This window comes from Stenotrophomonas sp. GL_111, assembly GCF_057835245.1.
Genome location: NZ_CM174421.1, coordinates 1,408,394 through 1,428,880 on the forward strand (window position 1 = coordinate 1,408,394; position 20,487 = coordinate 1,428,880).

The 20,487-nt window shown below is 68.4% G+C and carries 18 protein-coding genes; 10 read left to right on the forward strand and 8 right to left on the reverse strand.

The genetic code is table 11. From position 1 onward, the window contains the following. Positions 1-25: 25 nt before the first annotated feature. From AC3IPM_RS06380 to AC3IPM_RS06390, 3 genes are read right to left on the reverse strand one after another with little or no spacing between them, the layout of a single operon-like run. Complete coding sequence (locus tag AC3IPM_RS06380; protein ID WP_489303125.1) at positions 26-598, reverse strand: hypothetical protein; 573 nt, start codon at positions 596-598, stop codon at positions 26-28. Beyond that, entirely contained in the window at positions 591-1,949 is a 1,359-nt protein-coding gene (locus AC3IPM_RS06385; RefSeq protein ID WP_489303126.1) for a sensor histidine kinase, read from the reverse strand. Before AC3IPM_RS06385 ends, AC3IPM_RS06380 begins: the two co-directional genes overlap by 8 nt. Further along, entirely contained in the window at positions 1,946-2,620 is a 675-nt protein-coding gene (locus AC3IPM_RS06390; protein ID WP_489303127.1) for a response regulator transcription factor, read from the reverse strand. The genes AC3IPM_RS06385 and AC3IPM_RS06390 overlap by 4 nt, the downstream gene beginning before the upstream one ends. Before the next feature lie 255 nt (positions 2,621-2,875). Here AC3IPM_RS06390 and AC3IPM_RS06395 point away from each other — a divergent pair, with 255 nt between their 5' ends. Beyond that, on the forward strand, positions 2,876-3,157 hold the full coding sequence (locus tag AC3IPM_RS06395; protein WP_489303128.1) for a hypothetical protein: 282 nt from the start codon (positions 2,876-2,878) through the stop codon (positions 3,155-3,157). A gap of 249 nt (positions 3,158-3,406) precedes the next feature. Here AC3IPM_RS06395 and AC3IPM_RS06400 read toward each other — a convergent pair whose 3' ends face one another. Next, the gene (locus AC3IPM_RS06400; RefSeq protein WP_489303129.1) at positions 3,407-5,593 is read right to left on the reverse strand and encodes a TonB-dependent receptor; all 2,187 of its coding nucleotides are present in this window, start codon (positions 5,591-5,593) and stop codon (positions 3,407-3,409) included. Between the two features lie 172 nt (positions 5,594-5,765). On the opposite strand from AC3IPM_RS06400, the gene AC3IPM_RS06405 reads away from it, so the two are divergent. Continuing rightward, positions 5,766-6,179, forward strand: coding sequence for a MerC domain-containing protein (locus tag AC3IPM_RS06405; protein WP_489303130.1), 414 nt, complete (start codon positions 5,766-5,768; stop codon positions 6,177-6,179). A 110-nt stretch (positions 6,180-6,289) separates the two neighbouring features. Next, positions 6,290-6,472, forward strand: coding sequence for a 30S ribosomal protein THX (locus AC3IPM_RS06410; protein WP_038689543.1), 183 nt, complete (start codon positions 6,290-6,292; stop codon positions 6,470-6,472). Between the two features lie 197 nt (positions 6,473-6,669). Here the strand turns inward: AC3IPM_RS06410 and AC3IPM_RS06415 are convergent, their stop codons facing one another. The 3 genes from AC3IPM_RS06415 to AC3IPM_RS06425 form a co-directional block, all read right to left on the reverse strand. Further along, on the reverse strand, positions 6,670-7,938 hold the full coding sequence (locus tag AC3IPM_RS06415) for an alkaline phosphatase family protein (RefSeq protein WP_489303131.1): 1,269 nt from the start codon (positions 7,936-7,938) through the stop codon (positions 6,670-6,672). Between the two features lie 70 nt (positions 7,939-8,008). Then, a complete protein-coding gene (locus AC3IPM_RS06420) occupies positions 8,009-8,500 on the reverse strand; it encodes a methylated-DNA--[protein]-cysteine S-methyltransferase (RefSeq protein ID WP_489303132.1) in 492 nt (163 codons plus the stop codon). Then, entirely contained in the window at positions 8,497-9,963 is a 1,467-nt protein-coding gene (locus tag AC3IPM_RS06425) for an AlkA N-terminal domain-containing protein (RefSeq protein WP_489303133.1), read from the reverse strand. Before AC3IPM_RS06425 ends, AC3IPM_RS06420 begins: the two co-directional genes overlap by 4 nt. 173 nt (positions 9,964-10,136) lie before the next feature. Between AC3IPM_RS06425 and AC3IPM_RS06430 the strand changes: the two genes are divergently transcribed. The 4 genes from AC3IPM_RS06430 to ubiM all read left to right on the forward strand — a co-directional run bounded on the left by AC3IPM_RS06430 (position 10,137) and on the right by ubiM (position 13,593). Then, positions 10,137-11,279, forward strand: a complete 1,143-nt coding sequence (locus AC3IPM_RS06430; RefSeq protein WP_489304023.1) for a COG3904 family protein — start codon at positions 10,137-10,139, stop codon at positions 11,277-11,279. 61 nt (positions 11,280-11,340) lie between these two features. After that, complete coding sequence (locus tag AC3IPM_RS06435; RefSeq protein WP_489303134.1) at positions 11,341-11,871, forward strand: DUF4019 domain-containing protein; 531 nt, start codon at positions 11,341-11,343, stop codon at positions 11,869-11,871. Positions 11,872-11,913: 42 nt separating this feature from the next. Beyond that, positions 11,914-12,303 (forward strand): MAPEG family protein, encoded by a 390-nt coding sequence (locus AC3IPM_RS06440; RefSeq protein ID WP_489303135.1) that lies wholly within the window; start codon positions 11,914-11,916, stop codon positions 12,301-12,303. 90 nt (positions 12,304-12,393) lie between these two features. Then, complete coding sequence (ubiM, locus tag AC3IPM_RS06445) at positions 12,394-13,593, forward strand: 5-demethoxyubiquinol-8 5-hydroxylase UbiM (protein WP_489303136.1); 1,200 nt, start codon at positions 12,394-12,396, stop codon at positions 13,591-13,593. A 3-nt stretch (positions 13,594-13,596) separates the two neighbouring features. On the opposite strand, the gene AC3IPM_RS06450 is transcribed toward ubiM, so the two are convergent. After that, entirely contained in the window at positions 13,597-13,827 is a 231-nt protein-coding gene (locus AC3IPM_RS06450) for an RNA-binding S4 domain-containing protein (RefSeq protein WP_489303137.1), read from the reverse strand. 223 nt (positions 13,828-14,050) lie between these two features. On the opposite strand from AC3IPM_RS06450, the gene AC3IPM_RS06455 reads away from it, so the two are divergent. The 3 genes from AC3IPM_RS06455 to AC3IPM_RS06465 all read left to right on the forward strand — a co-directional run bounded on the left by AC3IPM_RS06455 (position 14,051) and on the right by AC3IPM_RS06465 (position 20,449). Continuing rightward, positions 14,051-16,009 (forward strand): DEAD/DEAH box helicase, encoded by a 1,959-nt coding sequence (locus AC3IPM_RS06455; protein WP_489303138.1) that lies wholly within the window; start codon positions 14,051-14,053, stop codon positions 16,007-16,009. Positions 16,010-16,190: 181 nt separating this feature from the next. Continuing rightward, positions 16,191-18,620, forward strand: a complete 2,430-nt coding sequence (locus AC3IPM_RS06460) for a putative bifunctional diguanylate cyclase/phosphodiesterase (RefSeq protein ID WP_489303139.1) — start codon at positions 16,191-16,193, stop codon at positions 18,618-18,620. Positions 18,621-18,769: 149 nt separating this feature from the next. After that, on the forward strand, positions 18,770-20,449 hold the full coding sequence (locus tag AC3IPM_RS06465) for a sensor domain-containing diguanylate cyclase (protein ID WP_489303140.1): 1,680 nt from the start codon (positions 18,770-18,772) through the stop codon (positions 20,447-20,449). Positions 20,450-20,487: the final 38 nt, after the last annotated feature.

The following is a 20,487-nucleotide window of genomic DNA, read 5'->3' on the forward strand; positions in this document are numbered from 1 at the left end:
CAACCTTGTGTCGCCGCAGCGGACCTCAGCCGGGGGAAGCGACGGTGATCGAGGCCACGGCAATGAACAGCAGTACGCTGCCCAGCACCCACAGGCCATGCCGGAGCGTGCACATGGCCGGTCGCTGCGACAGCAGCGCGACCATCAGCGCCGCCGCGTAGGTCAGCCCGCCGGCAAGCAGCCAGGCGGAAGTGCCGGGGGCGTGCAGATGCAGCCACACGGCGACCGTCCCTGCGAGCAGGAACAGCACGCAGCGCACCTGCGCGTGATACCGGCGGGGCGACGCGCCAGCGTGCCGGGGATGCAGCGCCGACAGGGCATGTGCCGCGAACAGGAGACCGACGAACGCCAGCACCGTCGCACTGAATGCGGACGGATGGCGGCTGCTGCAGAAGATGACCAGCGCACTGCCGGGAAGTGCGAAGAACAGCGCGCCGAAGATGTGGATCAGTGCATCGGTACGTTCGCCTTCGGGCATCGCGCGCAGCCAGTGCCGCAGGTGGGGCCGTTGTGGATGGGCACGGCGCCGGTTCCAGGCGGCCGCGGTCAGATCGGGTCCGCGCCGGCGCGGATCGCGCGCGCGTTGCGCGTCAGCCATCGGGTACGTCCACTACCGCTGTGGGCCCTGCCGGAATGGCCGGGAACGTGACCCGTAGCAGCGCACCGCCGCCCGGGGCATCCAGGATGTCGATCCGGCCCCCGTGGCGGTCCACGACCTGCTGGACCAGGTTGAGCCCCAACCCGGCCCCGGTCTGTCGCGGCCGCAGCCGCTGGAACGGCTCGAACACCCGCTCGCGATCTTCGACGGGAATACCAGGGCCGTCGTCTTCAACATCGATGCAGGTGCCGTGCACCCGCACGATCACCTGGCCGCGGCCGTGCTCGGCGGCGTTCTGGACCAGATTGGAGACCACCCGGCCGATCGCATCGGCATCGCCCAGGATGGGCTGGTGGTCCGTGACGGCCACCGACACCGCTCTGTCCGCTTCGATCAGCAGCGGCGCCAGCTCGGCGACGACCTGCTTGACCAGATGTGCAAGGTCGATGGTGAGCTTCGGGCCATCCTTGTCCAGCCGGTGCAGGTCGAGCAGCTGTTCGGCCAGCGTGGCCAGCCGAGTGACCTCGACCGAGATGCCGCGCGATGTGGGATCGCCGGCCGCGTCGATCTTCAGGCGCAGGATCGCGATGGGCGTGCGCAGTTCGTGTGCTGCCGCGGCGATGAAGCGGCGCTGGCGGTCGTGCCCGTCGTCAAGCCGGTCCAGGGCTTCGTTGACCGCACGCACCAGCGGGGCGATCTCCACCGGCACGGCCGTCTCGGTCAGGCGCACGCGGCGGCGATTGGCCGAAATCCCACCGGCCTCGGCGGCGATGCGCTCGACACCGGCCAGCGAGCGCTTCACGATCAGCGGGGTCAGGATGATCGTCACCAGCGCGAGCAGCAGGAAGATCGGCAATGCCACCACGTTGGCGGCCAAGGCCATCTGCCACGTCAACGTGCTCTGCTCACCGTGCGCCATGATCGTGACCTCGCCGGCCGGGCTGGATTCGCGGCGCACGGCCACGGCCAGCCCATTGTCTGCATCGCGCCCGCGCAGGTCGCCGTAGGTGATGCCGTTCAGTGCGCCTACCAGCGAGGCGTACTGGGGGGGAACCCGGCCAAAGGTGACGTGGCGCCCCTGATCATCCTGCGCCATGAACCAGGCGGCGGGCGCCACCTTCAGCATTTCGGCGAGCGCCGGTGTCATCTGCACGAACAGCGCACCGTCCCGGTCGCGGTGCACGGCCTCGGCAGCCACGGTGGCGAACGTCTGGATGGTGTAGTGGCCGCCACTGTCGGCACGGACCAGCAGCATCAGCAGTGCGAAGAAGGCAATGACCAGTGCGAGCAGGTGGAAGATCAGTGGCTTGATGATCAGCGGCCACTTCAGCGAGGGTTGCCGCCGGGTCATTTGCGTTCCCGCATGAGGTAGCCGACACCCCGGATGGCGTGGATCTCCACGCCGGCATCGGCATCGCTCAGCTTGCGGCGCAGGCGCGAGACGTGCGAGTCCAGGCTGTTGGAATGGATGCCATCGTCGAAGCCGTACACGGCCATCTCCAGTGATTCACGCAGCACGGTCCGGCCCAGCCGCTTGGCCAGCGTGGCCAGTACCCGGATCTCACGGCGCGGCAGCTCCAGCCGCGCACCGGCCACGGTGGCTTCGCCGGAAGCGGGGTCGAACACCAGCATGCCCACGTTGATGGTTTCGATGTGCAGCCCGCCGGGCCGGCGGCGCACGGCGCGAATCCGTGCGAGCAGCTCTTCCAGCGCGAAGGGTTTGGCCAGATAGTCGTCGGCGCCCTCATCCAGGCCGGTCACGCGGTCGGGCAGCTGACCGAGCGCGCTCAGCACGATCACCGGCACGCCGGGGTTCTTCTCCCGCAGCAGGGGGATCAGCGACAGCCCGTCGCCATCGGGCAAGGTGCGGTCCAGCAGCACCAGGTCGTGCAGGCCATACAGCGCCGCTTCCCGGGCAACCGACAGCGTGTCGGCGTGGTCCACCACAAAGCGTTCGCGCTCCAGGGCGCCTTTGAGCGTGGCGGCGAGTTCGATTTCGTCTTCGACAAGCAGGATGTGCATCGGGTGACTCATGCAGGCAGTGGAGCCGGCGGAAGGGGCTCTGTACCGGTGCGGGCACGCAAGGTACTACAGCAACATTGCGTCAACGTGGCGTGCAGGCCGGTGGCATCGGCGCAAGCCTGGCGCAACCCGGCCCATCGACCATGCGCGCCGGATCGGGCCGCTTGCCGGCAATGACATTCGATTCTTCCCTGTCGCGGCGGTGCCGGCACTACGGCGCGTCGCGTGCCATGTTTCCCTCGTTCTGGAGTCACCATGAAGGCGTTTGTTCCCCTGTTGTTCCTTTGCATGCTGTCCGGCTGTACCACCGCCAAGATGACGGTGACCCCGGATGGCCGGCGTGGGGTGTCCATCGACTGTTCCGGCTCCAGCTCCTGGAGCGGGTGTTATGAAAAGGCCGGCCAGATGTGCCCCGGTGGCTATGCGGTTTTCAGCAAGGATGGCGATGAGGGCAACAAGATCGCAGTGGGCAACAAGGACGGTTTCAGCTCCACCCAGATCGCCACGCGCTCGATGCTGGTGGCGTGCTCGGATTGAGGTTGGCGTCCGGATCAGAAGCGTAGATCAAGCGCGGGGCGTCGCTCTTGCTGGTTTGGGCTGGCCTGTGCGGATCGCCAGGACACGCCGTGCATACGTCCATGCAGGCTTGTCCACAACCCGCACCGCGGGGCCTTGCACGGAAAAAATGCGCCGTGGACATTTCCCGAAGATGGGAGAAGAACCCAAAAAAGGGGGCCTTGCGGCCCCCTCAGGGTGAACCCACGACCCCAGTCGAGAATTCCGAACTCAGAAGAACGCGCGGATACCGAAGGCCACGCCGCGGCCCGGCAGCGGCGAGTAATCGCGCAGCAGCGAGGTATGCGGGCGCACTTCCTGGTTGGTCAGGTTGTTGCCATCCAGGAACACTTCATAGCTGTTGCTGTCGTTGCGATCCCAGCGGTAGGCCAGGTGCGCGTCGACCAGCGTGTAGCCCTTGCTCGGGTCTTCGTTCTGGGCCACGTCCTTCTGGCGGCTGTAACGTACCGCGCCCACCGAGGCGCGCCAGCCGTCCCTGGACCAGCGCAGGTCCGCGCCGACACGGGCCGGTGCGATCCGCGGCAGATAGCCGGTGTTGGCCAGGTCCACGCTGTAGTTGTGGTTGTGGTCGCCGTGCGGCACCGCGATATCGACACGGCGGCTGCCGCTGCCATCCAGTTCGGCCTTCACGTAGTCGCCGAACACGCGCAGATCCCAGTCGCCGGCATTGCCTTCGAACAGATGGAACAGCGCTTCGGCTTCGGCGCCCTTGAAGGTGGCGTCCTGCTGGGTCCACAGACGTACCGGCAGGCTTTCCACCACGCCGGTGTCGGCCAGGTAGATGAAGTCCTTGAACTTGGTCTGGTAGATGGAGGCCGAGAAATCAACCCGGTCGCTGTGGGTATGGATGCCCAGCTCGATGCGCTGGCCGCGCTCGGTCTTCAGGTTGGCATCGCCGATTTCCAGCGAGCGCGTGGCAATGTGCGCGCCGGCCGCGTACAGCTCTTCATTGGTCGGGGCGCGCTCGGAACTGTCGATGCCAAAACGCAGGTCGACCGCATCATTGAGCTTCCAGATACCGGCAGCGGACAGGTTGGTGGCGTCGAACTTGCGCGCGCGGTAGTCGCCGGTCGGGTCCAGTTTGACCTGGTCGTGGCGGCCGCCCAGTTCCAGCTTGAACGGGCCGAACTGCTTCTCCTGCAGCACGAACAGACCGATATTTTTGGTGCCGGTATCGGGCACGAACGCTTCCTCGCCCTTGGCGCCGAAATCGCTGTTGCCGAACTGCAGGCCGAAAGCACCATCCCAGCCGCCGATCTGCTGCTGCACCGCTTCCAGGCGGCCTTCGATGCCGCGGTTGGTGAAGCGGGTGGCGGGCGTACCGGCTTCCAGTTCGGTGTGCTCGTAGTCGGTATAGGCAGTACGCAGATTGATGTTCTTCAGGAACGCGACCGGGTTGTAGATGCCGCCCTTGGCTTCAAAGCGGTTCTGCACCATGTCGATGCGCACATCGTGCTCTTCGCCTTCTTCCTCCTCGCCATGGTCGTGATCATGGTCGTGGCCATCGCCGTCGGCATGCACATGCGCGCCGTTGGGAATGCCGTAGTTGGTGCGGTAGGTACTGGCCGACGCGCCGAAGTAGCCGCCTTCGCCGAGCCAGGTGGCGCCCACGCCGCCGGCGCGGGTGCGGATCGAGCTGTTGTCCAGGCGGCCGCGACGCGGCTCATCGGTGTCACCGGCCTCGTGCTCGTGGCCGCTGTGGTCTTCCAGGCCATCGATCACCGCGTAGCCCGGGATGCGGTAGTCATCGCCATTGCGGACCAGGCCATCCACATGCAGTACCCAGTTGCCGTTGACGCCATCGAGGCGGAACATGCCGCTGCGCTCGTCATTGACCGAGTTGCCGCGCAGTTCGGCGCGTCCGCTGAGCGGGCGGTCCGGCAGTTCACGCGCGATGCGGCCATCCACCACGTTGACCGCGCCGCCGATCGCGCCGCTGCCGAACAGCAGGGTCGCCGGGCCTTTGAGCACTTCGATCTGGTCGGCCAGGAACGGTTCGATGCTGCTGGCGTGGTCGGCGCTCACCGTGGAGGCATCCATGTTGCCCATGCCATTGGACAGCACTGCCACGCGCGGGCCTTCCTGGCCGCGGATGATCGGGCGACCGACGCCGGGGCCGAAGAAGGTGCTCTGCACGCCCGGCAGCTTGGCCACGGTGTCACCCAGGGTGCCGGCCTTGGCCTCGTCCAGGCGTTCACCGGCCAGCACGTCGACCGGGCGCGCCAGCGATTCGGCGTCGCCCTGCAGCGGCGAGGCGGTGACCTTGATCGTCGACAGTTCGGTGAGGTGGTGGTCGCGCGGGCCGGCGTCATCGGCAGCCAGGGCCAGCGAGGGGATCAGCGCGGCCGCAAGGGCCAGGGACAGGGTGTGCGGCTTGAGGGAACGGGAAGAGCGCATGGGCAGAAGGTCCGTCGTCAATTGTTACAATGTATCAATGGTGGGGCGCGCGGCTCCCAATGGCAGGGCCATGTGGAACGGGGTGTTGCAGGGGGAGGAGCAGGGGACGGGAGTGCGCGTCGGGATTGATGTTATATTATTCCATAACGCTTCGCCGACCCTGCTGGAAGTCATGCCCCTGTTCGCTCGAGTCCGCCATCTGCTGGATCGCTTCGGTGCCACCGGTTCGCTGCTGTGCGCGGTGCACTGCGCTGTGTTGCCGATCCTGCTGGCTGCCGCCCCCTCGCTGGGCCTGTCGTTCTGGCTGGGCGACCGTGTGGAGCTGGCCCTGGTCAGCTTCGTGACCCTGCTGGGCTTGTTCAGCCTAGTCTGGGGCTATCGCCGTCACGGCGCGCTGCGCGCGTTGGGTTTCCTGGTGCCGGGCCTGACCGCGCTGTGGGCCGGTCTGCTGTACGCACCGCTGCACCATTCAGCGGTACCGCACGCGGTGGTGATGACGCTGGGCGGGGTGCTGGTGGGCGTGGCCCACCTGGTGAATCTGCGCTTGAACCACAGCCACGTCCATGATGCCAGCTGTGCGCATTGAGGCGCTGTGGTAGGCTTTCCGATCGTGCGCGGGGGCGCCTGAGAGGGCGGCCCCGTCGAACCCGTGTCAGTACGGGGTTAATCAGATTTCAGACTTAAGGAGTTGACGACATGGGTAAGGGTGACCGCAAGACCGCCAAGGGCAAGCGCTTCAATGCCAGCTACGGCAATTCGCGCTCGCACGTGGTGAGCAAGGTGGCCGTGGGCGCAGCTGCGCCGGTCGCCAAGAAGACCGTTGCCAAGGCACCGGCCAAGAAGGCTGTTGCCAAGAAGGCTGTCGCCAAGGCCGGTTGATCGCGCCTGGCGGGTCGAAGAAACGCGGCGCTTGCGCCGCGTTTTTTTTTGCTTTTCTTTCGGTTACGCGCGAAGTCCACGCCGCATTCTTGCCTTGTAAGGCGCCGCGGTGCAGGTGGCTGGGGCCCCAACGCTCGCCTCATGCCCAGAACGAAGACAGCCTTTACTTGGAACCGGACGTGTGTCCGCTCGGCGGCTCAGCGCAACGCCGGCAACAATGTGTCGGGATTGCCATCGTTGGGCGCCGCCGGCACGCCCAGCAGACGGGTCAGCAACGGATAGACATCCACGTTGTCGAAGCCAGGCAGGGTTTCGCCCTGTTTGAACGACGGACCGTGCGCGATGAACACCGCGCGCATCGACGGCAACGCGTTGTCGAAACCATGCGAGCCGCGGTCGCCCGGCGCGCGCTTGGCGATGCGCTCGCGGGTGAGCGCATCCCAACCTTCATGGGTCTGGCACACGATCGGCGGCACGCGCGGATTGCTGCCGTACTCCCAGCGCGGTGGCAGCGCCTCGCGCTTCCAGCAGTCGTAGTGCGCGTGCGCGCCGAGCAGAATCTTCTCCGCCTGCTGCTGCTTGCCGGGCAGGGGCATGAAGCCGACCGACTGGCCTACCGACACATCCTTGGCGATGCGCGGGTCGATCATGTCCTCGATCACCAGCACCTGGCCGTCCGGCACGCTGGCCATGCCATGGTCGGAGACCACGATCACGTTGGTGCCTGCCGCAAGACCGCGCGCCTGCAGGCCGTCGAGCAGGCGGCCGATGGCCGTGTCGACCTCGCCAATGGCGGCAGCGTACTCGGGCGAATCCGGGCCATGGTCATGCCCGGCATGGTCCACCTGTTCCATGTACAGCGTGACCAGCCGCGGTGCCTTGGGGCCGGTTTCGCCCAGCCAGGCCAGTGTGGTGTCAACGCGGTCGGGCAGCGGCACGCTGCTGTCGAACACGCGCCACTGGCTGGGCCGCACGCCCTGGATGGCCGCTTCGCTGCCGGGCCAGGACCAGGTGGCAGTACGTACCCCGGCCTTCTCGGCACCGACCCAGATCGGCTCGCCGCCCCACCAGCGCGCATCGGTGACCGCCTCGCGCAGGTTCAAGCGGAACGCGCCGAGGGTCTCTTCGTGCATGTTGTTGTGGATGATGCCGTGGTGGTCCGGGCGTAGGCCGGTGACCAGGGTGTAGTGATTGGGGAACGTCAGTGCCGGATAGGAGGGGGTCATCCAGCGCGCGCGCACGCCGTCCTCCACGATCCGTGACAGGTTCGGGGTGATGCCGCGGTCGAGCATGTCCGCACGCAGGCCGTCGATGGACACCAGCAGCAGTTTCGGCGCGTCCGTGCGGGACGGCGAGGTGATCGCGCTGGCGCTGGCGCTGACGGCAGGCGGGGTGGAGGGCGCGCTGGCACAGGCGGCGAGCGTGAGAGTGGCGACGAGCGCCAGCGGCAGGCGGACGGAAATCATCCAACCATGATAGTCGCCGGCGGTGACGTGTCGAAGACAACCGATGGCAGGGGCGCACCCCTGCCGCGCATCAGGCAAACAGCGAATCGCGCTGTGCCTCCAGCTGCAGCAACGCCGCCTTGGTCGGCAGACCCCCGCCGAAACCGGTCAGTGCACCACTGCTGCCGATGACCCGATGGCAGGGCAGCACGATCGGCAGGGGGTTGCGGCCGTTGGCGGCACCCACCGCACGGCTGGCGGTGGGATGGCCGATATGCCGGGCCAGTTCGACGTAGCTCCAGGTCTGTCCGAACGGAATATCGGCCAGCGCTTTCCACACGCGCAGCTGGAACGGCGTGCCGTGCGGGGCCAGCGGCAGATCGAAGCCGATGCGCTCACCCTGCAGGTACTGCAGCAGCTGCGTGCGCACCTCGCGCAGGGCGTGCGCGTCGTGCTGCCAGTGCTCGCGCCCCTTGGCGTCGTAGCGGTTGTTCTCGAACAGGATGTGGTGGATGCCCTGGCTGTCGCCGGCGACGGTCAGCGCGCCGATCGGGCTGTCGAAGGTGTCGTAGAACAGGTTCATGGGGTCACTCCAGCAGAAGGCGTGGCCAGATGCCACAGGTGCAGGACGGCGTAGGCCCGCCAGGGTCGCCACGGCTGCGAGCGGGCTTGGGTGGTGCGCTCGCTCAGGCGTTGCCCGTCGCCGAGGACCTGTTGCAGGACCAGGTCGCCGGCGGGGAAGGCATCGGGCAGCCCTAGTGCGCGCAGGGCCATGTAATGCGCGGTCCACGGGCCAATGCCGGGCAGTGCCACGCAGCGCTCGACGAAGCTGTCCAGGCGCTGCCCGGCGCTGAAATCCAGGCGCCCATCGGCCACGGCGGTGGCTACCGCACGCACGGTGGCGGCGCGGGTGCGTGGCAGGCCGATGCTCTCCAGCGGCGCCTCCGCCAGCGCCTGCGGCGACGGGAACTGGCGGTCCAGGCCCTCAGGCATGTGCTCCAGCACCTGTCCGAAACGGTCCACCACGCGGCGGGCCAGGGTGGTCGCGGCGGCGACGCTGACCTGCTGGCCGAGCACCGCGCGCACCGCCACTTCAAATCCCTCCCAGCCGCCGGGAACGCGCAACCCGGGCCGTTCGGCGATACCGCGCGCGAGCAGCGGTTCCGCAGCCAGGCTGGCGTGCACGATGCGCAGGTCGGCATCGAGGTCGAAGATCCGGCGCACCCGGCGCACGATGTTGGGGATCGCGCGCGGGTCGACCTGGTCCAGCTGCAGGCGCAGCTCGGGCCGCTTCGGGTCGGCGCTGACCCGGATCACCCCGGGGCGCTCGGGCGGGCCGATCACGCGCTGGTAGCTGTCGGCATCGATCTGCTCGATCCCGGGGATGGAGCGGCGGCGCAGGAAGCCCAGCATGGCCGCGAAGTCCAGCGGCGGCCGGTAGCCCAGGCGCAGGGTCAGCACGCCCTCGGCGAGCGCGCCGCGCTGGCGGCGGATCGCGGTGGGCGGCATGCCGCAGCCTTCCAGGAACGCGGCGTTGAACCGGCGCAGGCTGTTGTAGCCGGCCGCCATTGCCACGTCGGTGACCGGCAATGCGGTCTCGGTCAGCAGCTGTTTGGCCAGCAGCAGCCGGCGGGTGGCGTGGATCTGTGCCGGCGCCGCGCCCAGCCGCGCCACGAACAGGCGCTGCAGTTGGCGCGCGCTCAGGCCCAGCCGCGCCGCCAGGTCCGCTACCGGGGCGTCCTGCAGGTAGCCGTCGTGGATCAGCGCAAGCGCGCGCTGCAGGGTTTCATTGCTAAGCGCGTCCTGCGCTTCCGGCGCCAGCTCCGGGCGGCAACGCAGGCAGGGCCGGAAGCCTGCCGCGGCGGCGGCTGCCGCGCTCGGGTAGTAGTCCACGTTGCGCGGCTTCGGCGGCGGTGCCGGGCAGACCGGCCGGCAGTAGATGCCGGTGCTGCGCACGGCGGTGAAGAACACCCCGTCAAAGCGTGCATCGCGAGCCAGGCGGGCACTTTCGCAGGCGGCGTAGTCCAGGGGCAGGGCGGTTTCCATGGGGGCCAGTCTATGCCCGTCCCGCGGGGGCGGCTCGCCGTTTTCGGACAGCTATGCAAACCGCCGCCGGGCTCGGTTCAGGGGCGGTTGCCGCGCGGGCCGTCGCGCGCACTAGACTGTGCATTCATGTGCCGCTGCGCGCACGCCTTCTGTACGGATACCGGGTTTCCATGTTGCTCAAGTCGTGGTGGTTGCCAGTGGTGTGCCTGGGTCTGGCTGGCTGCAGCCAGTTGGAGAATCCGGGCAATGTGACTGCCGCCGACAAGGCGGTGCGGGCGCAGGCCGCCGATGGCGATCACATGGTCTCGATCAACGCGGCCGACGTGCCGGCACCCGCGCCGCCGCCGCCCAAGCGCGGCGACCAGGGCTGGCCCGAGGTGGCGCTGGAAAACGGCAAGGCCTGGATCAGCTGTGCCACCGACTATGCCGGCGACGCGGGCGATGGGCAGGAACTGCTGGCGCTGGATCGCGGCAGCATCGATGCCGCGCTGGCGCCGTGCGCCGAGCGCGGGCTGCTGCGCGTGCGCTACGTGGGCAAGATCAATCCCGGCTTCGCCGAGCTGGTCGCACGGCTGGCGATGGTGGCCGAGGCCCAGCACATTTCCAAGCGCATCCTGGACCTGGATTCCAGCGGCGGCCAGGTGGAAGCGGCGATCATCGCCGGCGACCGCATCGGTGAATCCAACTGGACCATCTGGGTGCGCGAAGGCTCGGTCTGCCACAGCGCCTGCGTGTTCGTGCTGGCCGCCGGCGACAACCGTCTGGTGGCCGGCAAGGTCGGCATCCATCGGATGATGCGGATCAGCTCCAAGGCGACGTCGCGCGCCGAACTCAACCGCGAACTGCATGAGGTCTACGACAGCGTCAAGGATTACCTGCAGCGCAACGGCGTGGCGGTGGGCGTGGCCGACCTGATGATGACCGTGCCCAACCGCAGCCTGCGCGTGCTCAGCAGCGAGGAACTGCGCCAGTTCGGCCTGGATGGTACCAATGCGGTGCAGGACGACCTGGAGCGGATCAAGCAGATGCGCAAATGCGGCGATGATTTCGTGCGCCGCAAGGATGCCTTCCTGATCGCCTTCGACCAGCAGTGCAAGCGCGATGGCAGCGAACTGGAGGCGGTCAACAGCTGCGGTCAGACGCTCAAACAGCGCTACGGGTTCCCGGATGCGAGCTGCCCGGACGAAAGCCCGTTGTCGGAAATCGATGTGTCCACCTTGCTGCCGACGAATCTGTCGCCGCCGCGGGATGCGCCCACCGAACGCACCGCCAGCGAGGCGGGCCAGCCGCCGGTGGAAGCGGCCGAGCGCAACTGACGGTCTGCTCACGGTGTTCACGTAGACTCGAAGGCCATTTCCTCCAGCCAACGGTGTCCTGATGCGTGTTCCGCTGCTGCTGTTGTCCTTCCTGCTCCCGCTTGCTGCCAGCGCGCAGACGCCGCCCCCGGCCACCCCGGCGCCCGCGCCCGCGCGCCCGGCACCGGCTGCTACGCCCGCCGCCCGCCCGGTACTGACCCCGGCGCAGCAGGCGCAGGTGCAGAAGCAGGATGCGGAGATGACCACGGCGGCGTTGCAGGTCGCGCAACTGGTCGACACCAATCGCGCCGGCGAAGCCTGGAAGGGCGCCTCGGCGGTGGCCAGGAAGTCGGTGACCGAACAGACCTTCGTCAACCAGCTGAGCAGCGACCGCAAGCGCCTGGGTGCGCTGGCGTCGCGTGGCCAACCGGTGGTGACCCGGGTCAAGTACGCGCCAGGCGCGACGGTGCCCGAAGGGCTGTACATCAATGTCAGCTTCCCGACCCGGTTCGCCAACAGCGCGCAGCCGGTCCGCGAGCTGATCTCGTTCCGGCTCGATGAAGACCGGGTGTGGCGCCTGGCCGGCTACAGCGTGCGCGCCGCCACGCCCTGATCCCCGGGGCACCGCGGTGCCCCCACTACCAAGGAATGCACGATGAGTATCGAGATCCAGATGCTGGTGTGGTCGATCGTGCTGGGCCTGGCCCAGATACTGGTGGCCGACATGGCCGTCACCCGTGAGCGCGGGCTGGGCTGGAACGTGTCTGCGCGCGATGGCACGCCATCGCCGCTGGGCCCGGTGGCCAGCCGCCTGCAGCGCGCCCAGGCCAATTTCCTGGAGACCTTCCCGTTCTTCGCCGCCGCCGTGCTGGCGGTGGTGTTGACCGAACGCCAGAACGACACGACCGCGCTCGCGGTGCAGCTGTATTTCTGGGCGCGGCTGATCTACGTGCCGCTGTACGGCGCGGGCGTGCCCTATGTGCGCAGCCTGGTCTGGGCGGTGTCGCTGCTGGGCATCGTGCTGCTGTTGTGGACGCTGGTGTGAACCGGCGCCGACGCCGCTGATCCAGATCAAGGCCGTCACCGACACGGCGGCGGTATGCTCGACCGGCACAGGCAACCGCAGGAGGGAACCATGCCGGATTCGAACGCACCGTCAGTGGACGTAGTGGTGGTAGGGGCCGGCCCGGCCGGGCTGTGCTTCGCGCGTGCGCTGGCCGACACCGGCCTGAGCGTGACGCTGGTCGAGCAGCAGCCGCGCGATGCGCTGGCCGAACCTGCCTTCGACGGCCGCGAGATCGCGCTGACCCACGCCTCGCGGCAGATTCTGGAAGCGCTGGGCATCTGGGACCGGTTGGATCCAGCCGAGATATCCCCGCTGCGCGATGCCAAGGTCATGGACGGCGCGTCGCCGTTCGCACTCACCTTCGCGGCGACCCAGCGCGATGGCGGCGACCTGGGCTGGCTGGTGCCCAACCATCTGATCCGCCGCGCCGCATGGCAGAGCGTGCAGGGCCAACCCGGCCTGCAGGTGATCGCTGCGGCGCGGGTCAGCGGCGTGTTGTCCGGGCCCACGCACAGCGTGGTGAGCCTGGCCGACGGACGCCAGTTGCAGGCACGCCTGGTGGTGGCCGCCGACAGCCGCTTCTCCGCGACCCGGCGCATGCTCGGGATCGGCGCGCGCCTGCGCGACTTCGGCAAGTCGATGCTGGTCTGCCGGATGCAGATCGAGGTGCCGCACCAGCACACCGCCTGGGAGTGGTTCGGCTACGGCCGCACCATGGCCCTGCTGCCGCTCAATGGCGACCAGGCCTCGGCCGTGATCACCCTGCCGCCACGCGAGATCGAAGCGCTGCTCGGCCAGGACGAGGCGGCCTTCGGGCGCAGCATCAGCAGCTTCTTCGAGCACCGCCTGGGCGCGATGCGGCCGGTGGCCAAGGCCGTGGCCTATCCGCTGGTGGGGGTGTATGCCAATGCTTTCGTCGGCGCGCGTAGTGCGCTGATCGGTGATGCCGCGGTGGGCATGCACCCGGTCACCGCGCATGGCTTCAACCTGGGCCTGCAGAGCCAGCATCGCCTGGCCGGGGTGCTGCGCAAGGCGGCCGCACAGGGCGGTGACATTGCGTCACCGGCCGGGCTCGCCGCCTACGAGCGCGGCCACCGGCTGGCCTCGCGGCCGCTGTACGAGGCGACCAATGCGATCGCCGCGCTGTACACCGATGACCGCCTGCCGGCGCGCGTGCTGCGCCGGGCCGGGCTGCGGCTGGCACACGGGGTGGCCCCGTTCCGCCAGCTGATCGCCGCGCACCTGACCCAGCGTCAGGCGCCGGGCTGACCCTCAGGGGGCGTCGCTGTCGGCCAGGATGTTGATGACGGTGTCACCGAACTGGACCTGCTGGCCGGCGCGGATCTTGCACGCCTTGCGCAGTTCGACCTCGCCATCGACCAGCACCTGGCCATCGCCGATCACGGTCTTGGCTTCGCCGCCACTGGTGACCAGGTCGGCCAGCTTGAGCAGCTGCTTCAGTTCGACATAGTCGCGGTCAAGTTCGAATTCGAGGGTCTGCATGGTGGTATCGGCTGGAAATGAGCGCCATTGTCGTGGATACTGCGCGCGGCTGATAGCCTGCCGGAACGCTGATGGAAGAGTGCACATGGTCCTCATCCGGTCAGGGCTAGCCTGTTCCTGAACGGAAAGTGCGCGTCAGGCGCGACAGGACGCCGCGCAAGGCGCACAATAGACACCATTTTTAGCACGCCTGCATTCGCGGCGGTGCCCCCGGAGTTACCCAATGTCCCAAGAAACCCCCGCGCCGCTGCTGTTCGCAGATCTCGGCCTGTCCGACGCTGTGATGCAGGCCGTCGCCGCTGTTGGCTATGAAACGCCGTCGCCGATCCAGGCTGCCACCATTCCGGCCATGCTGGAAGGCCGTGACGTGCTGGGCCAGGCCCAGACCGGTACCGGCAAGACCGCCGCCTTTGCGCTGCCGGTGCTGTCCAACCTCGATTTCAACCAGGCCAAGCCGCAGGTGCTGGTGCTGGCACCGACCCGCGAACTGGCCATCCAGGTCGCCGAGGCGTTCCAGACCTATTCCTCCGGCATCCCCGGTTTCCGCGTGCTGCCGGTCTACGGCGGCCAGCCCTACGGCCAGCAGTTGACGGCCCTGCGCCGCGGCGTGCACGTGGTGGTGGGTACCCCGGGCCGGGTGATCGATCACCTCAACCGCGGCACCCTGGACCTGTCCGAGCTGAAGACGCTGGTGCTGGACGAAGCCGATGAAATGCTGCGCATGGGCTTCATCGACGACGTCGAAGCCGTGCTCAAGAAGCTGCCGGAAACCCGTCAGGTGGCGCTGTTCTCGGCCACCATGCCGTCGCAGATCCGTCGCATCGCGCAGACCTACCTGAAGAACCCGGCCGAAGTCACCATCGTCAGCAAGACCACGACGTCGGCGAACATCCGCCAGCGTTACTGGTGGGTGAGTGGCATGCACAAGCTCGACGCGCTGACCCGGATCCTGGAAGTGGAACCGTTCGACGCGATGATCGTGTTCGCACGCACCAAGGCGGCCACCGAAGAGCTCGCCGAGAAGCTGCAGGCGCGTGGCCTGGCCGCGGCCGCCATCAACGGCGACATGCAGCAGGCCCAGCGCGAGCGCACCATCGGCATGCTCAAGGAAGGCAAGCTGGACATCCTGGTGGCCACCGACGTGGCGGCCCGTGGCCTGGACGTGGAACGCATCAGCCACGTGCTGAACTACGACATCCCCTACGACACCGAAAGCTACGTGCACCGCATCGGCCGTACCGGCCGTGCCGGCCGCACCGGTGACGCGATCCTGTTCGCCACCCCGCGCGAGAAGGGCATGCTGCGTGCGATCGAGCGCGCCACCCGCCAGCCGATTGAAGAAATGCAGCTGCCGAGCGTGGACGCGGTCAACGACACCCGCATCACCAAGTTCATGAGCCGCATCAGCGACGCGCTCGATGCCGGCGGCAACGACTTCTACCGCGATCTGCTGCAGCGCCTGGAAAACGAGAAGAACGTGCCGGCGATCGACATCGCGGCCGCGCTGGCCAAGCTGCTGCAGGGCGATTCGCCGTTCCTGCTGACCCCGCCGGTGCGTGGCGCCCGTGAAGAGCGTGCCCCGCATCAGCGCAATGACCGCAACGATCGTGGTGAGCGTGGCGAGCGTCCGGCCCGTTTCGAGCCGCGCTTCGAGCGTGGCCCGCGTCGCGAAGACGACCGTGGCCCGCGTCCGCCGCGCCCGGAAGGCGACTTCGGCAACAACGACGGCGGCTTCGAACGCGCCCCGCGCCGTGACATCGCCCCGCGCGGTGCCGCCGAGCCGGGCATGGAGACCTTCCGCATCGAAGTGGGCCATGTGCACGGCGTGAAGCCGGGCAACATCGTCGGCGCGATCGCCAATGAAGCCGGGCTGGAAAGCCGCTTCATCGGCCGCATCGACATCCACGACGACTTCTCCGTGCTGGACCTGCCGGCGGAAATGCCGAGCGACCTGCTCACCCACCTGAAGAAGGTCTGGGTGTCGGGCCAGCAGCTCCAGATGCGCAAGGTCGAGCCGGGTGAAGACCTGACCCCGTCGGCGCGTCCGCCGTTCAAGCCGAAGTTCGGCCAGGGCAAGCCGCGTGGTCCGGGCGGCCCGGGTGGCAGCCGCGGTGGTCCGGGCGGCAACGACCGTCCGCCGCGCCGGGACGGCTTCAAGCCGCGTGGCCCGCGCGGCGCCTAAGCACCGCCGTCTTCTCGACAACGCCAGCCTCCGGGCTGGCGTTGTCGTTTCAGGGATCGGCTGGGCTGCCGATACCCCTCCATGGGGTTTCGCGCCGTCTCAACATCGCTGGCCCTAGCCTGAGCATTGGATCGAGCAAGAACGGACACAAACCCACACCTTGGCGCCGGGGGGATCCGCGATGCTGGAAAGTGGCAGGGACGTTGGCGACAAAACCGTACCGTATCTGACGCGGGGCTTGACCCTGCGTTTTGCCTTGTTGACCGGGATGGCAATCGGACTGGTGGGCATCTCCGCGCTGATCCAGGAGCTGCAGGCGGCCTCCACGGCCTGGATCGTCGGCCAGAGCCACTGGTCACGCAGCCAACAGCAGGCCAGCTTCGCACTCAGCCGCTATCTCAACCACGGTCGTCCGCGGGATCTGGCCGAAGCGCGCCAGGCGCTGGCGGTGCCGCTGGGCGACCTGGACGCACGCCGCGCGCTGGAGAAGCCCAAGGCCGACCTTGACCGTGCCCGCCATGGCTTTCTTGCCGGTGGCAATGCGCCGGGGGATATCAACCGGCTGATCATCTCGTTCCGCTATCTCGGCCACGTCGGCTATTTCCGCGACGCGGTGCGGCTGTGGCGCGAGACCGACGGACCGCTGCTGCAGCTCGCCGGCCTGGTCGGCTCGGCGCAGGCACTGCACGCGCGCGCCGACGTGGAACCGGTGACCCAGGCGATGCTGCTGGATCAGGTGCAGGGGCTGGATCGCGACCTGCAGGGGCGCGCCAAGGCGTTCTCGATGTCGCTGCAGCGCACCGCGGCGATCGTGCGCATGACCACGCTGCTGGTCGGCGGGCTGTCGGTGCTGCTGATCACCTTGATGGGGGTCCTGCTGGCGCGGCGGGTGCGCCGCGACCTGGTCGAAAAGGAAAGCCGGTTCCGTGCCGCGTTCTACCAGGCCACGGTCGGCATGCTCAAGCTGGATGCCCGCGGCGGGATCATCGAAGCCAACCAGGCCATCGCCGACATCCTCGACTACCGCCGCGAGGCCCTGCTCGGCATGGCGCTGCCGGATCTGCTGGTCGAAGGTGAGCTGGTGGTGGATGGCAAGGGCAGCATCGACTGGCCGCAGCAGCTGCGCCCGGGCGAGCTGCGTTTCCGGCGTGCCGAGGGCGGCCTGCTGTGGGGGCGCTGGAGCGGCACCATCGTGCGTATGCCAGGCCGCGACCTGACCGTGTTTGCGATCATCGAAGACGTCACCCAGAACCATGCACTGGCCCGCGAGGTGGAACACCATGCCAGCCACGACCCGTTGACCGGGCTGGTCAACCGGCGCGAGATCGAACGGCTGCTGGATCTGGCCCTGCTCGACGTACGCAGCGATGGCGGCGTGCACAGCCTGTGCTACATCGACCTGGACTACTTCAAGCTGGTCAACGACGGGCTCGGCCACGCGGCCGGCGACCAGCTGCTGCGCAGCTTCGCCGACTATCTGGTCGGGGCGGTGCGCGAGGGCGACTGGGTGGGCCGCCTGGGCGGGGACGAGTTCGCGTTGTTCCTGGCCAACGTGGCGCAGGATGAAGCCAAGCAGGTATTGCAGCGGCTGCTGCGCACGCTGAGCCAGGCCAGCTTCCAGCATGCCGACGGCAGCCCGCGGATCAGTTGCAGCATCGGCGTGGTCGAAGTCACCGCCGAGGCCGAGGACGTCAACTGGCTGATGAGCGCGGCCGACAGTGCCTGCTATGCGGCCAAGGAAGCCGGACGCAACCGCGTGCACTGCTTCAACGAGAGCCGCATGGCGCTGGACGAGCGTCGGCGTGAGGCCGAGCGGCTGGCGCGGGTGTCCAGTGCGATCGCCGAGAACCGCATGCTGCTGTATGCCCAGCGCATCGAGCGGGTAGGCGATCCGGAGTTCCTGCATTACGAAGTGCTGGTGCGCATGCGCAACCCCGACGGGGTGCTGCAGGCGCCGGGTGAATTCATGCCGGCGGTGGAGCGCTACGGCATGGGCATGGCGCTGGACCGCCACGTGCTGTCGCTGCTGTTCCGCCACCTGCAGGTGTGCCCGGCGCATGTGCAACGGCTGGGCTTGTGCAACGTCAACGTGTCGGCGCAGTCGATCGCCGAACCCAGTTTCCTGGCCTTCGTCTGCGACCTGCTCGAACGCAACCGCGGGCTGGCGCGCAAGCTGTGCTTCGAGATCACCGAAACCGCCGCGATCAGCAGCCTGGCCCAGGCCCGCAGCTTCATCGAAGGGGTCAAGGCGCGTGGCTGCCTGGTGGCGCTGGACGACTTCGGCTCGGGGCTGTCCTCGTTCGGCTACCTGCGCCAGCTGCCGGCGGACATGCTCAAGATCGATGGGGTGTTCGTGCGCGACATGGACATCGACCCGGTCAGCCGCGCGGCGGTGCGGGCGATCACCGAGATCGGCCGCGAGCTGCACATGACCGTGATCGCCGAATGGGTGGAATCGCGGGATGTGGCCGGCCAGCTGCAGCTGCTGGGGGTGGATGGGCTGCAGGGCTATGCCATCGAACGGCCGATGGCGCTGGAGCGGATGACCCAGCCGGCGCTGTGGCCGGCGCGCACGGGGGTGTCATCGGACGGCCGCCGGGGCCTGCCATGATCGCTTCGGGGCCACTGCCCGGGAGCCGCCATGCCGCCAGATGCAGATGAATGCTGTTCCCCGTGTCGGGCGCCGGTTCTTGCGATAATCCGCGCCAGGGGCGACACGCGGCGGGCGTGGCGGCAAAACGCAACGGGCAGGGCGGTGGTGTGAGGGACAGGCACGGCAGGTTCGGTGGGAACATCGCGGCGGGATCGCTGCTGATATGGCTGTTGCTGTCGCTGCTGCCCGGCCAGGCCGTGGCCGCCCCGCAGGTGGGGCGCGATGTGCTGCTGCTGGGCGCGGCCACCGCCGAACAGACCCCGCAGCGCGCCTGTGCACCGGATGTGCTGGCCCGCCATCAGGAAGTGCTGGCGGTGCCCGCGCCGGCCGAGGGCTGGTCCGGCGCGCCGCAGGCCGTGGACGTGTTCGGCGTGTTGTCCGGCGAAGTCCGGATCAGCCACGGCGAGCGCCAGATCTGCGGCAGCATGCATGACGCACGCACCCGCGATTCGCGCTTCCGCGCGGGGGTCGGCATGGTGGTGGTGCCCAAGGCCGGCGAGCACGAGCCGATCGTGGTGTCCTGGGCGACCCCGCTGAAACCGCATTGGATTCCCACCGTGCGGCTGGGTGCCCCCAGCCCCGTGCAGCAGAACGACACCGCGCGGCTGCTGGTGCGCGCAGCCTGCATCGCCGTGGCGATCGCGCTGGCCCTGTCCGCGCTGATGGGCTATGTCACCGCCAAGGACCGCTCGTTCCTGATCTATGTCGCGGTGTGCCTGATTTTCGTGCTGTGGCAGGCGGTGCTCGGCGGGCTCAGCGGCTATCCCGAGCCGTGGCTGCCGGTGCACGACCGCGCCTCGTGGTGGCTGGTGGCCCTGACCGCGTTCACCGAGGCGCTGCTGTTGCCGATCCTGTGGCGGCTCAACGGCGGCGACCGGCTCTGGCCGCAGTCGCGCGGGGCCCAGCAGGTGGTGCTGTGGGGCCTGATCGGGCTGGGCCTGTGCGTGCCCTGGATGGGCCTGGCCGCATTGGCCTGGTCGGCCGCCGCACTGGAGAACCTGTACCTGCTGGGCTGCACGCTGTGCCTGGCGGTCGGCGTATGGGCGGTGCTGCGCCGCGACCTGTACGCGCTGGCGGGGCTGAGTGCGTTGGCGCCGTGGTGGCTGATGATCATTGCCGATGCGTTGCGCGCGCAGTGGTTGATCGCCTACCGGATCGAAACCCTGCAGTTGTCGGCCACCTGGTTCCTGATGATGTCGGCCTACGCGTTGAACCTGCGCCTGGGCCGGCTGCGCCAGCAGCGGGACGAGATGCGCCAGCTGGCCGACACCGATGCGCTGACCGGCCTGCCCAACCGCCGCGCCGGCCTGCGCCTGCTGGCCCAGTACCTGGACCGCGCACGGCAGGAGCAGCAGCCGTTGGCGATCGGTTTCCTGGACATCGACCTGTTCAAGGACATCAACGACCAGTTCGGCCATGAGGTGGGCGACCAGGTGCTGGTGGCGGTGGCACGCGCGCTGCGCGGTGCGGTACGCAACCATGATGACGTGATCCGGATGGGGGGCGAGGAGTTCCTGGTGCTGCTGCCTGGCACCGCCCACGGCATCGCTGCGGCGCGGCTGGAGAACATGCGCGAACAGGTGGTGGCGGTCACTCCGCAGCTGGCCATCACCGGGCTGAGCGTGTCGGCCAGCATCGGCCTGGCGGTACTGCGCGCCGGTCAGGACGACCTGCCCGGGCTGCTGCGCCGCGCCGACCACGCCATGTACTGCGCCAAGCGGGCCGGCCGCAACCAGGTCTACGACGCTGAACAGCCCACCCCGGCCAACGACCCGCTGGCGGTCTGAACCACGCCGGCCCCCTGCGGCGGGCGTGTTTGCCGGAT